Annotated in this window: 8 protein-coding genes and 1 tRNA gene; 4 read left to right on the top strand and 5 right to left on the bottom strand. The window is 57.9% G+C overall.

What is annotated here, in order from left to right; translation table 11 throughout:
* Positions 1-11: 11 nt before the first annotated feature.
* Together IEW09_RS06770 and IEW09_RS06765 are read right to left on the bottom strand one after the other, a co-directional pair.
* On the bottom strand, positions 12-1,583 hold the full coding sequence (locus tag IEW09_RS06770) for a GMC oxidoreductase (RefSeq protein WP_188553440.1): 1,572 nt from the start codon (positions 1,581-1,583) through the stop codon (positions 12-14).
* Between the two features lie 110 nt (positions 1,584-1,693).
* Positions 1,694-2,251, bottom strand: coding sequence for a gluconate 2-dehydrogenase subunit 3 family protein (locus IEW09_RS06765; RefSeq protein WP_188553439.1), 558 nt, complete (start codon positions 2,249-2,251; stop codon positions 1,694-1,696).
* Positions 2,252-2,717: 466 nt separating this feature from the next.
* Between IEW09_RS06765 and IEW09_RS06760 the strand changes: the two genes are divergently transcribed.
* Positions 2,718-4,184 carry a glycosyl hydrolase family 79 C-terminal domain-containing protein gene (locus IEW09_RS06760; protein ID WP_188553438.1) on the top strand — a complete coding sequence of 489 codons (1,467 nt, stop codon included), beginning with the start codon at positions 2,718-2,720 and terminating at the stop codon, positions 4,182-4,184.
* Positions 4,185-4,767: 583 nt separating this feature from the next.
* On the opposite strand, the gene IEW09_RS06755 is transcribed toward IEW09_RS06760, so the two are convergent.
* Positions 4,768-4,843, bottom strand: a tRNA-Lys gene (locus tag IEW09_RS06755).
* A gap of 222 nt (positions 4,844-5,065) precedes the next feature.
* On the opposite strand from IEW09_RS06755, the gene IEW09_RS06750 reads away from it, so the two are divergent.
* Entirely contained in the window at positions 5,066-6,688 is a 1,623-nt protein-coding gene (locus IEW09_RS06750) for a cellulose synthase operon protein YhjQ/BcsQ (protein ID WP_188553437.1), read from the top strand.
* Here IEW09_RS06750 and IEW09_RS06745 read toward each other — a convergent pair.
* Positions 6,685-8,265, bottom strand: coding sequence for a hypothetical protein (locus IEW09_RS06745; protein ID WP_188553436.1), 1,581 nt, complete (start codon positions 8,263-8,265; stop codon positions 6,685-6,687). The two genes, IEW09_RS06750 and IEW09_RS06745, sit on opposite strands and share 4 nt — an antisense overlap.
* A gap of 265 nt (positions 8,266-8,530) precedes the next feature.
* Here IEW09_RS06745 and IEW09_RS06740 point away from each other — a divergent pair, with 265 nt between their 5' ends.
* The gene (locus IEW09_RS06740) at positions 8,531-9,541 is read left to right on the top strand and encodes a lysylphosphatidylglycerol synthase transmembrane domain-containing protein (RefSeq protein WP_188553435.1); all 1,011 of its coding nucleotides are present in this window, start codon (positions 8,531-8,533) and stop codon (positions 9,539-9,541) included.
* A gap of 148 nt (positions 9,542-9,689) precedes the next feature.
* Positions 9,690-11,693: an arginine--tRNA ligase gene (locus IEW09_RS06735; protein WP_188553434.1), complete on the top strand. Its 2,004-nt coding sequence runs from the start codon at positions 9,690-9,692 to the stop codon at positions 11,691-11,693.
* Between the two features lie 82 nt (positions 11,694-11,775).
* Here IEW09_RS06735 and IEW09_RS06730 read toward each other — a convergent pair whose 3' ends face one another.
* Positions 11,776-13,332, bottom strand: coding sequence for a leucyl aminopeptidase (locus IEW09_RS06730; RefSeq protein WP_188553433.1), 1,557 nt, complete (start codon positions 13,330-13,332; stop codon positions 11,776-11,778).
* Between the last annotated feature and the right edge of the window lie 37 nt (positions 13,333-13,369).

Genomic DNA, 13,369 nt, shown 5'->3' with positions numbered 1-13,369 from the left:
GAAGGGAAGTACTAAACATTTCCTTTGCGCATCTCTTCGGCAAGATGCTCTGAAGCGCGCATGGCAAGCGCCACAATGGTCATTGTCGGGTTCTGCCAACCGGAGCTGACGAAGCTTGCTCCATCCACGACAACCAGGTTTTTAATATCGTGGCTCTGGCTCCATTTATTCAGCACGCTGGTCTTCGGGTTATCGCCCATGCGGCAGGTGCCTAATTCGTGGATGCTGTAACCCGGCGGGTTGGGATCATAGTTCTTGGAGAGAACCTCGAAGCCCGCTGCCTCGGCCAGCGCGATGCTGGTATCGACGGCGTCCCGTGCCATGTTGAACTCGTTGTCGGTGTACTTCGTATCGATATGCAGCGCCGGGATGTCCCACGCATCGACAACATTTTTGTCGATGCTTACGTGGTTCTCATATCGCGCCAGCACCTCGCCCATAATTCCGGCACCGAATCCGCTGCCGTTATAGCTATCCAGCTTCTTCTGCAGGTCTTCTCCATAGGCTGCAAAGTTGCGCGGATCCATGGCTCCCATGCTGCTGTGCACATTCAAGGCATAGCCGCGGATAAAGTTCTTCTCCTTCGTATTGATGTTGCGGAAACGGGGAATCAGCGCGCTGCCGCCCATCATCTCTCGTGTGGCCTTACCATCGCGCGCCTCGGGAACGGAGCAGGTAATGCCGGCTCCGTAGATCTGATCGATGAGATAGTGACCCATCACGCCGCTCGAGTTCGCCAGCTTCGAGTTCAGCAGCAGGCGTGTGCTTTCCAGCGTTCCTGCTGCCAAAACCACCACCCTGGCCTTTACCGACATCTCGCGCCGCGAAAGCCGATCGACAAAAAGAGCTTCGTTTATCAACCCGGTGTTCTTGTCGACTCTCAGCTCGCGAACCACCACATTCGGAATGGCCCGCAGCTTGCCAGTGGCAAATGCATCAGGCAACAGCAGGTTGACCGAGCTTGCCAGTCCATCGACTCCCAGAGAGCTGCGCGCTTTGCAAACCGGAACACCCTTCTGCTTTCCCGCGTCCACAAAACGCTGCATGCACGTCGTCCACGGCGAGTTATCCGGAACGAAATTTCCGTCCGGATACTGCGGCATCCCATAGGGTCGGCCCAGCACACGAAAGATCGCCTCAACCCGCGAGTAATAGGGGGCTACATCGGCTAAACTGATCGGCCAATCGTCGCCGTAGCCATCGTGAGACTTTGCCTTGAACTCATAGTCACTCAGCCGGAACGACTGCCGCGACCAGAAGAGCGAGCGTCCGCCAAACAACCGCACGCGCACCCAGTTGTAAGGATGCTGCGCATCGTAGGTGTAAGGAACCTCTTGTTCATCCACCCAGGTGTTCGCATTAAACTCGTTCGACTGAAAGACGTGCTGCAACCTGCCGGGCTGGCTGAATCCGCGATAAGGCAACGAATACGCGGGCTTCGACTCCGTATCTTTGTGAACATCTGCAACCGGCCCTGCATTCAACATCAGGCACGAGATGCCCTTTTCCGTCAGAATTTTTGCGGCCATTCCGCCCGAGTGGCCCGATCCAATAATGAGAACGTCAACTATTTCTTCCGCCATGATCTCCCAGTTTCTCTGGATAGCGTGTTGCCGATATCCAGTCACGCAAAGTTTGTCCCTCACCATCGACGGCAAGGAGAAAGGTGCAGGTCGCTGCTAACTCGTCAGCACTAGCAATGACCTTTGTCGGCAACAGGATTGCTCAATGCTCCAGTACCTTTTCGGTGGATATCAGGCTCAATGGGATACCAATACAACCCCATGCCTTCGTTCTGATTTCCTTTGCTGTTCGCTGCCTTGCTCCACGCCTCTGAATTGATGGTTGCCGTGCGGATGTCGCTATGAGCAATATTGATGAAATGAGCGTACGGTTCGGTGGGAGGATGGTCGGTCATCCAGGTCTTCATCCACGGCTGAAGCAGTTGGTCCGCCTGCGACTTCTTCACCTCGGAGAACGGCACGCCAAAGTGCTGCTTCGCTTCGGCATCTAATCGGTCCAGGCCAGACTGATACATCTGCTGACGATCGGACGGCGAAGCTCCAATCAGAAAATCGAGAAACTCCGGTGTGCCGGCATCGGTGGCCCCCGGATAGCCTTTTAGCGGAGGCAACAGAATTTCACTCAATTTACGCAACGTCGCCAGTTGCTGATGACTGAAGAAGGTGGCATTCGTCTGGGCCACTGCGTCAGGAATAAGAGGCGCTATCGGCAGAGGCTTAACTTCCATGAGCCCGCGCATCCATGGAACTGGACCTGGGGCCGTTGGCACAGCAGGCTGGATGGAAGGAGTTACAGGCGCTGCCCCCTGTTGTCCCATCGCGGTCGTGGCCGTTGCTGATACCGCTACAAGAGCTTTGACAAAATCTCGCCGTCGTAAAGTAGTAATCGCTCTCCTCCTGGTGAAGCATATCGAGTCGCTGGGCAAGTTACGGCAGGCATGGCAGAGTGCAGCTATAAACGTTTCATCGAAGTATGTGATTTGGGTGACAGTCCAATGCCGGAATGCCGCCCGGTTGAAAAGCTTAAGAGCCTCCGCCTCGAATTGCAAGTTACACCGAATCGAGCAGCGCAATCGTCGTGACGAGAAGATAAAGCGTGTGTGCAGCCTTAAGCAGCTCGCACGATAAGTTTGGTAGCGTGTTACCGTGCCGTGAATCACCTAAAGTTGCGCCCGATAATTCGATAGGGAGACGATGAGCAGAAAAATGGACACAACTCGCAGGGCCTTTTTAGGCGGCGCAGCCTTAATCTGCGGCCAAAGCCTGACCTCACGAGCCATGAGCGCCTTTCAATATGCGGGGGCTGCAGCCTCGCAACCCATTCGCATCCACGTCGATGCCACGCGCACGATGGGCTCAATTCCATCCAGCTTTACAGGTCTCGGCTACGAGATCTCTTCCGTCTCGACCAACAATCTGCTGTCACCCGCGAACCGCACCTACGTGCAACTCGTCCGTACCTTGGGAAGAAGCGGAGTCATCCGCATCGGAGGCAATACCTCCGATTACTCCCGCTTCGACCCACAAGGCAAGCTGGTCTCAACTCCCAAAGGAAGCGTCATCAACGAAGAAAGCCTTCAGCAGTTAGGAGGTTTTCTCGATGCCACCGGTTGGCAGTTGATCTGGGGTCTCAATCTCGGCAACGGAAGCCAGCAGAATGCGATCGAAGAGGCCAAGGCAATCGTGGCGATAGCCAAAGACAAGCTCCTCGCCTTCGAGATCGGCAACGAGCCGGACCTCTTCGCGCACGAGGGACACAGGCCACATGGCTATAGCTACGAAAACTACCTCACAGATTATCGGCACTTCAAATCTGCGCTCCGTGCGGCATTGCCCGGCGTTCCGCTCGCCGGTCCCGATGCCGCTCTGGACAACGATTGGGCGCAGCGCTTCGCCAACGATGAAGGCAAGGATCTGAGCCTGCTGACACACCACTACTACCGCGGCGGCGCAGGCAATCCAGCCAGCACGCTCGACGAGCTGTTGCACAGCGATCCCAAACTGACATCGCTGCTGGCGACGCTCAAAGACATCTCCGAGCGAGCGCATCTCCCCTTCCGCCTCTGCGAGACCAACTCTTTCTCCGGCGGCGGCAAGCCCGGCGTCAGCAACACCTTCGGCTCCGCGCTCTGGACGCTAGACTACATGCTGGCCGTGGCATGGGGCGGTGGCAGCGGGGTCAACATCGAGACTGGCGTAAACCAGCTCGACTTCATCAGCTCCTACTCGCCGATCGACGACGACGGCAAGGGACACTACACCGCCGCTCCCGACTACTACGGAATGCTCGCCTTCGCCTATGCCGGCCGCGGAGAAAAGCTCGCCCTCAACTACGATTCCGGTCCAACCAACCTGACCGTCTATGCGACCGCAGAGGGCCAGCATCGCATCGCAGTCACCATCATTAATAAAGATGCCTCTCGCGACGCAGAGATCGAGCTGACCTTCCGGCAACCCCTCTCTCGAGTTACCGCCATGCGTCTCGCCGGGCCTTCACTCGAGAGCAAGCAGGGAGTCACCTTTGCCGGTGCTAACATTGCCGCTGACGGAAGCTGGCATCCGGCCAGGCTCGAACCCATCCATTTGCACGATGCCTCAGGCAAAGTTCACGTGCCCGCAGCGAGTGCCGTGGTGCTGATCGGAAGCAGGATCAAAAGCTAAGAGAATTTTGTACGATGTGCGGCCTTCGAGAATCTAAGAAAAGCTTCATTCACGCGGAGCATGATTGCAAAGTCTTGGGATCGATTGATTTTTCTTCAACAGATTGCGGATAGGAGCACCTACGCAACAGCTTCCAATCCGCTGCATTTCTCGCAGGTATCTCGGTGTCGTTTGAAATTCTCAAACCGTGCATTGAAGTTTGAGGAATTATCGGACTGAAGGGCTGACATGCAACTCCGCAAGAAATCGTGGGCCAATGTCATTCCGTCCTTGCAGACTGCAAGGTCTTCGATCTTCCATAGTTCTGCCAGGATTTCTTCTGTCATGGTCTTATCCTCTTCCATGCTTCACACAGTTATGGGTGCGGAATTCACCAGCAAACCCTGCTAGCCTCTCTGCATGACGATGATGCTCGTCCGCCCATAGGCGAATAATAGGCGAAAATAATGTGGATTACCACAGCAGATTTAATCTGGGGCACGGAATCGGCAAGAGTCCACCCAAGGGCACTTAAGAAGTGGCCCAAATGTGCCTCACAGAGTATGAGGGAAGTGTCTTTTCTGCTTGTAAGTTATTGATTTTATGGTGAGAGCGCTGGGGCTCGAACCCAGGACCAACGCCTTAAAAGGGCGATGCTCTACCAACTGAGCTACGCTCTCAAACCACACTACAAAGTTAGCACATCCGGGGCTGTTGATTTAGCGGCAGCTCTTCGCCCAGCGCCGAACCTCTTCAGGGAGCGAACTTTAGTAACCCCACAGGTGGCTAAGGTTGGATTGACTTCGCCTTGTGTCCCCCGGTAGCCTCAAGGCTACTACGGTAGGTGCGGAAACCCTCGAGGTCGCAGACGATATACCGCTACCGAATGCAGACCACGAGCAATGATGGATTTTCGCGACAAAAATCCGAACGAAGCTCCGCCGGCCAAGACTCCCAAAGAGTCGTCGCCTCAATATTCTTGGGCAAACCTGCACGGAACCAAACACCGCGACTTCTCTGCATTGCACCGTGAATCCCGAAATCCGGTCCGCCATCGCACGAATGCTCAGGAAGAGGAGCAGCAAGTGGCCGCCTCTGCAAAGACCGTCAATGCCGGCATCCCCGATACCTCAGTCTTTCGCCCCTCGCGCGAGACCGACAGCGCACCGCGCGCCGATGGAGTGGAGCGTCGCAAAGGCGTGCGCAGGGCCGAGGCAACTGTCGCGGCTGAGAGTCTGGCTACGAGAGAGAAACACGGTATCGTCGATCCTACCGAGAGACAGGCTGCTCGCGATGCTGAGTTCGATCTGCGCCGTCGACAGGCTGCCGTCTCCCAGTCTGCTCTTCGCAACGTCGAAGAGATACCGGGCGTAGGCAAGATCTATCGCGAGCCCGGATACGAGCCAGTCCCGGCAGGTGAAGCTGATGAGCCAGTCTCCGGAGTCAACGCCCTCTACAACCTCTATCCCGAAGAAGACTTTGGCCGCGAACCCGCCCCCTCGGAGCTCTCGGGTTCATTAGAGGAGTCGCTTGCTCCTTCCGCAGCCTGTCCGCCCGATGCCGCTGGCCCCGCATGGCTCTACGCGCCGCCGACGTTGCAGATTCCGGCCAAACCTCTGGGCACGCTTCCAAACTCCCCCTCGCCCTCCGTCGCCGAGACGCTGCAATACTCCCGCGAGCGGGTAGCCTCGCGATGGTTTGCACTTAAGGGCGTCTTTGAGCAGAGTGAAGAGACAGACGCCGTATCGTTGCGGCAAAAGGAGACGCGCACTCCTGTGCTTGCCGTCTACTCTCTGGCAGGCGGCGTCGGCAAGACCAGCCTGGTTGCGACCGCGGGCCGTTCTCTCTCTGCCATGGGTGAGAAGGTGCTGCTCACCGACACCACAACGCATGGCCTCTTGCCGTTTTACTTTGGTGCCAACGATCTGCAACACGACACCGTACGCACCTTCTCTCCTCCCAGCGGAAGCACCGACGCGCCCATCTATCTCGTCAGCCACGAGATGGAAGAGAAGGGAAGAGAGGAAGGCGCGCAGCAGCGCTTCATCGAAGAGGTGATCACCAACAGCCAGGGCATGCACCGCATCCTGCTCGACCTGTCGGCGGCCTCGGGCTGGGTGATTCGGCAGATGGCGCGGATGAATCTGACCGTGCTGATTCCCGTCGCTCCTGACATGAACTCCGTCATCAGCCTGGGCTTTGTCGAAAAGTTTTTCAGCGGATTAATTGACAGCGACGCGCAGCCATTGCAACCCTTTTATGTGCTGAACCAGTTCGATCCTTCTTTGCCGCTGCATCTCGATGTGCGCGAGGTCTTGCGTAAAAAGCTCGGAGACCGCCTTCTGCCCTTCGTGATTCGCCGCTCCCCTGAGGTCAGCGAAGCGCTCGCCGAAGGAATGACCGTAGTCGACTATGCTCCGGACACGCCGATCGCCGAGGACTATATCAACATCGCTACATGGCTTCGCACCATTGCGGCACCTGCGGCTTCGGGCTTCCGCAACGTTCGCTGGACTGAGCGCTAAGGCAACCGGCAGATCTTCACCGCCGCATTCGTATAAGGACAATCGAAGCCCGTTGCGGTCGCTGTTTTCAGCACAACCCAGCTCACATTCAAAGGCTTCAAGATACTGATCCTCTCCGCGTCAGACTCAGCATCCATCCGCTCCTGGACTGCCTCTCCTGCCTCCCAGGTCGTAGCCAGCGCTGGAGTGACCGAGACCTCGCCACCATCCTTGGAGTAGTCAGGCAGCGCGCTGCGCTCGGCGATGGCACGAAAGCACTGCGCGTCTTCACCGGGGCTCGTGATGTAGTGAGCATCGAGCGCAAACAGGGCCGTCTTCGGCGTGTTGTGCCTGATCCAGACAAACGCCTGCTCCCACGGATTGTGCGTCGTCATCCATGGCATCTCCACATGCGACGAATCGGGAAACGTGAGCCGCTCGGCAGAGAACATCACTCCCGACAACAAGACCAGCGCAGCCGCCCATCGCATCGGACGCCGTTGCAAGACCCGCTCCGCGAGCGCTGCGCCTACGGCAAGAATCATGACGATGTAGACGATCTGAAAGATGCGCAGCGGTTGCAGCCGCGCCACCAGGTGGGTCGCCGTCTGTTGCCGGGCAAACAGCGCTGCAATCACGACAGCCATCCCACCGCAGATCACCGCCATCCGCGCCAGAGCAACGCGTGACGCGCTACTCTCGGACGAGCCTCTGAGGCCGACATACGCAAGCAGCATCAGCGGAGCAGCCAGCCCTACTAGCTCATACCAGTGCCACGCTCCAGGAAACCAGTAGTAGCGCGTCATCTCCACCCGCACATAAAGAGCGCTCTCAGCAGGGGCCAGCACCTGCATCGCGGTAGCCACGGCAATAGCGGTGATGCACAGCGTCATCGTCCCCCAGAGGCGCACCCAGCGCAGCGGAGACAGCATGCAGCCCAGTATCAGAACACATCCAAACCCATAGGCAGCCATCAGCGGATGCATCGCCGCCGCAAAGACCAGCGCTGCTCCGCACATCATCAATCCCCGCCGGCGATCGGCCTGCACATCGCTTCGAAGAGGAAAGGCATCGAGCACGCCAACCAGCGCAAGCAGAACGCACGGAGTCGAGAGGCTCCTCGCCGTCACGTACGGGTCCATCAGCATCAGCGACGTTCCCGCAATCGGCAGCGTAATCCACAGAGCAAGCAGAGCGACTGCGCCGACACGCGCTCTCAGCGATTCATAGCATCTTGAAGCCAGCAGGTATGCCGCGAATAAGGCCATCCACACTGTCGCGAGATGCAGCAACAGAAGGACCACAGGAAGACTCAGGTGTGACCATCGAACCAGTGCAGCGACCATCGGCGCAAAGAGCGAGAACCGCAGATGCTCGGTCACAAACACCGTGCCATGAGGAAAGAGCGCCGGATCGAGCAGCCGCTCAATGCCCGCCATATAAAGTCCGCCGTCTTCGGCGTAAGGATGATAGCCGTGCACAAGCAGCACCAGCGCCGTCAGCAGGCTAACCAGCACGCAGGCAAAACGCAGCTCCGATTGGCGAACGAGTCGATGCGATAAGGAAGAAGGAACCGATACTGTTGCTGCCGTCGACAAACGGGCCTGCCTCCATTCTCTGCGGGTAATTTCTGTGCGAGTTTCTCGAACGCTGCATTACAGATTAAATAAAATCCGCCTGTCCGGGAGCTCGCCAATATTTAGGACACCAGCGGTAACAAATTGTTGTTCCACCTAAGTTCGATCACTCAGAATTCCTGTGCTTTGTAGCGATTTAGGCAGGCTGCGACGGTACAATAAAGCTGCCTATGCATACATTATTCGCGTCCTCTGCCGTTATCTTCCGTCGGGTCTCTATTACCGCATGAGCACGCAGCAGCGCGGCGGGCGCAATCTTATCAAAGTGGTCCCTGGCCTGCTCGTCAGCGCCTTCTTTCTCTGGTACACGTTCAAAGGAATCTCGTTCTCGCATATTCGTGCGCTGCGCATGGTACAGCCTGCCTGGGTTTTGGGAGTCCTCGGCTTTACGCTGGTGGGCTACACCCTTCGTTGCGTGCGCTGGGCACAGATGATGCGCTTTACCGGTGCGCGTTTCGCCGTCTGCGCCCGCGTTCTGATGACCTCGCTCGCGGCCAATAACATTCTTCCGCTGCGCATCGGCGACGTCATGCGCATCTTCACCTACGCTCCCGACCTCGGAGCCTCACCGTCATCCATCCTCAGCACCGTCATCCTCGAAAAACTTCTCGACGTCTTTGTGGTCGGCCTCATCTTCATCGCCACCATGGGCCGCGATCTACCCGCCAAAATCCGCCAGGGCGCTGACATCGCCGTCCTCATCTCCGTTGTTGGCCTGCTCGTCTTCATGTTCGTGGCCGCGCACCTTGAAGCGCCTCTGCGCCGCATCTTCGCAAAGTTGCCATCGAACAAGCTCGTCCAGAAGCTCGAACACTGGCTCCTCCTCGCGGTAGACACTCTCCGTCAGCAGGGAATCGTGGGCAACCTCCTTCTCCTCCTGCAAAGCTTTATCATCTGGTTCTGCGAGGGAATGATCTTCCTCTCCGCCATCCATCTCGTCGGCCTCGGCACCGATGCCCTCGGCCCATGGGAGGCAGTCTCCTTCGCCAATCTCTCCTACATGCTGCCCAGCTCACCCGGAGCCATCGGCACCTTTGAGTGGGCCGTAAAATCGGCGCTGACAAGCCACGGCGCACCGCAGGCCCAGGCCGCCGTCTTCGGCCTCGCCATTCACGCATGGATGCTCGTCTCCATCACCGGAGCAGGCGGGTTGATCTTCTTCATTCATCGCTTCAGAATTCATAACCACAAGCCGTTGCTCGATGAGATCGAAAGCCTCCCCAACGAGCTGCCATAGCAGCAAAGCACCGCTGTCTCGAACGAATAGCAGCGCGCAGATGCAGCATCGCATCTTCTGCTGTCGGCCTCATGCGTGGTCTTTGTAAGATTCACGTAAACTTAAGTCAGTCCAAAATCAAATATCTTCTCAGCGGTGAACCCGAAGCATGTATCGCACAATCCAACAGTCCCTGCTAAGCCGTCTCCAGGCCATCCTGCTTGCAAAGTACGACACGACCATCGCGACCCTCGCGGTGGAGCAGCCGCCGAACATCGCTCTGGGCGAGGTCGCCCTGCCTGTCGCCTTTGAGCTGGCTAAACGTCTGCGCAAGGCTCCGCGTGTCATTGCCGCAGAGCTGGCTGCAGAGTTGACCGCTGTTCTGCCTGAGCTCGAAGGTATTGCCAGCGTAGAGGTGGCAGGCGCTGGCTACCTCAATCTGCGCCTGAGTCGCGCGGCCGTAGTTAAGGAGATCGCAAGGGACAAGCACGCCGATGTCGGCGGCCCCGGCTTCCGCCTCGTCGAGCACACCAGCATCAACCCCAACAAGGCGGCCCACATCGGCCATCTGCGCAATGCGATTCTCGGCGACACCTTTCAGCGGCTGCTTCGTCCCGACAGCTACAAGCGCGGCTACGAGGTCGGTGTACAAAACTACATCGACAACACCGGCGTGCAGGTTGCCGATGTCGTCGTCGGTCTTGTGCATCTTGAAGGCAAGACGCTTGAGAGCACACGCGAGTTGCTCGACGAGCTACGCGCACGTGGCGAACGCATCGACTTCTACTGCTGGGACCTCTACGCGCGGGTCTCGCAGTGGTACACCGCCGATCCATCAGAGGCCGCCGCGCGCAAGCAGCTACGTCTCGATACGCTGCACGCGCTCGAAACCGGAGGCAACGAGACCGCGGCAATCGCCGATCTCATCTCGACCGCTGTCCTTCATCGTCATCTCGAGACGATGGAGCGGCTCAGCATTGAGTATGACTTTCTACCACGCGAGAGCGAGATCTTGCATCTCCACTTCTGGGACGCTGCGCGTGAACTAATGATCGCCAAAGGCGTTCTCTACGAAGAGACCGAGGGCAAGAACAAGGGCTGCATGGTCATGCGCCGCGCTGGTTCCGAGGTCGCCGCCGGTACTACCGATGAAGACGCTAAGGTCATCGTTCGCTCCAACGGCACCGTCACCTACGTCGGCAAGGACATCGCCTACCATCTCTGGAAGTTCGGTCTTTTGCCCGGCAAGGACTTCGGTTATGTGAAGTTTCACGAGTATCCGACGCACACCTGCTGGATCTCGACCGATGGGCCGAGCGATCCCAGCCACCCCGTCTTCGGCAAGGCAGACGCTATCTACAACGTCATCGACTCGCGGCAGAACGATCCGCAGAACAACGTCGTGCAGGCGCTGCTTGGCATGGGCTTCACCGAGGCAGCCGAGCGCTACACCCACTTTAGCTACGAGATGGTTGCACTCACGCCGCGCTGCGCCATCGAGCTCGGCTATACGATCAGCGAAGAAGACAAGGCCAAATCCTACATCGAGGTCAGCGGTCGCAAGGGCTTTGGCGTCAAGGCCGACGACCTCCTCGATCAGTTGATCGCCGCTGCGCAGGCCGAAGTCGACACCCGCCATCCTGATCTTGACGACGCCGCGCGTCGCACCATCGCCACGCAGATCGGCGTAGGCGCGCTGCGTTACTTCATGCTGCGCTTCACTCGAAATACAGTCATAGCCTTCGACTTTAAAGACGCTCTAAGCTTCGAGGGCGAGACCGGGCCATACGTTCAGTACGCTATCGTGCGCGCAGCCAACATCTTTCGCAAGGCAGAGACGACGGCAGAGGCATCGCTTGCCGCTATCGCCGATCTCGACCTCAGCTCGATCCTCGACACAGAAGAAGGGACGAGTCTGTGGGAGACCTGGCTGCTGGCCTCGAAGCTGACCCTGATGATCGAGCAGTGCATCGCAACAGCAGAACCGGCCTATCTGGCTAAGTACGCCTTCCAGCTCGCGCAGCAGTTCAACAACTTCTACCACCGCCACCACATCCTCAAAGAGACCGATGCCTCGCGCAAGGTGCTCCTGCTAGCGACCGCCGCTGTTGCTCAGCGCGAGATGACACGCGCACTGGGATACCTCGGCATCGAAGCGCCCGAGCGCATGTAACCAGTAAAAGCGCTTGTTAGTGGTTACAAGAGTTTCCATGTAACCGGATAAAGTCCTCTTTACCGGTTACATGGCCAGTTTGCTATGCCGAATAGCTTCGTACCCACTCGAGGATGGAGCGCACTCCGATGCCGGTTGGCCCCTTGGCAATCGCTGGCTTAGTCTCATCGTTCCAGGCACATCCGGCGATATCGAGATGCACCCAGGGCGTATCGCCAACGAATTCCCTCAGAAAAAGCGCCGCTGTAATGGCCCCGCCCCAGCGCGTTCCGCCGGTATTGCGAATATCTGCGATCTGGCTGTTGATCAGTTCGCGATAGTCATCGGTGCAGGGCAGTCGCCAGAACTTCTCGCCGGAGATATTCATCGCGTCTAGAAATTTCTCGCAGGTCTTGTCGTCGTTGGAGAACAGGCCTGCATTCACCATACCCAAGGCAACGACACACGCACCGGTGAGGGTGGCAGCGTCGATGAGATGCGTGCAACCCAATGTTTTGGCATAGTGCAGGCCATCGGCGAGCACGAGCCTGCCTTCCGCGTCGGTGTTGATGATCTCGATGGTCTTGCCGGACATGGCCGTCACCACATCTCCAGGCTTGAAGGCTTTGCCACCGGGCATGTTCTCGGCTGAGCAGACGACGCTAATTACCTTGACCTTAGGCTTCAACTGGGCAATGGCGCGCATTGCGCCGATCATTGCGCCTGCTCCGGCCATGTCGTACTTCATCTTTTCCATGCCGTCTGCGGGCTTGATGGAGATGCCGCCGGTATCGAACGTAATCCCCTTACCGACCAGGCCGATGACAGGTGCGTCCTTGGCCGGAGACTTTCCTTTTTCGAGCTTCGGCTCGTAGGTCATAACGATGAGTGCCGGAGGCTCGGCAGAGCCCTGTGCTACTGCCCAGAAGGCCCCCATCTTCAGTTCATGCAGCTTCTCCGTCGAAAAGACCTCGCACTTCAGGCCCATCTCCGCACACATCTCCGCGGCACGCTGGCCCAGCACGGTAGGCGTCAGCACATTGCCCGGCTCGTTGACCAGAGAGCGGGTAAAGTTCTGCGCGCCGGCAATGATGAGGCCCTCGTTGAAGCCATCCTGAATCTCGGCGCGCGTGGACTTTTCATTCTCTTTGGCGACGATCGAGAGTGTCTGCAAGGCGGTTTCTTTGCGGGTGGTCTTATAGGTGTCGTAATCGGGGTCGGCCAGCAAAGCGCCTTCGACTACGGCGCGCGACATTAAAAGGCAGGGAAGCTCGTCGAGATGCTCGTCGGAGAGAGCATGGTCTTCAGGGAAGATAATAGCGATTTGCGTCAGGCCGCGAGGCTTGGCTGCACGCACGGCCACCCCGGCACCTCTGCGCACCTCATTCACCGAGAGCGAGCCGGCTTTTCCCAATCCGACCAGCAGAAGCCGCTCCGCCTTCAGGCCGTTCGGGGCATGGAGGAGAAGCGTTTCACCAAAAGCTGCTTTAAATTCACCCGATGCGATGACCTTTGCTGCTGCGTTCGTTACCGCGTCCGAAGTTGACAGCAGGGCCGGCAAGGGATCTGCATCGATCTCCGTTGCAATATCTACGGCGAATACAGCAAGCATCGGTGTCGCAAATCCAGCCGCATCCTGAAAGAGAAGCTTCGTATCCATGAAACTATCGTAACCCGATTTTCGGCCATTGGGCGGA

The sequence above is a fragment of the Edaphobacter dinghuensis genome (assembly GCF_014640335.1).
GTDB classification, from domain to species: Bacteria; Acidobacteriota; Terriglobia; order Terriglobales; family Acidobacteriaceae; genus Edaphobacter; species Edaphobacter dinghuensis.
The sequence above is the reverse complement of the archived record's forward strand: the minus strand, read 5'-3'. Positions and strand labels throughout refer to the sequence as shown.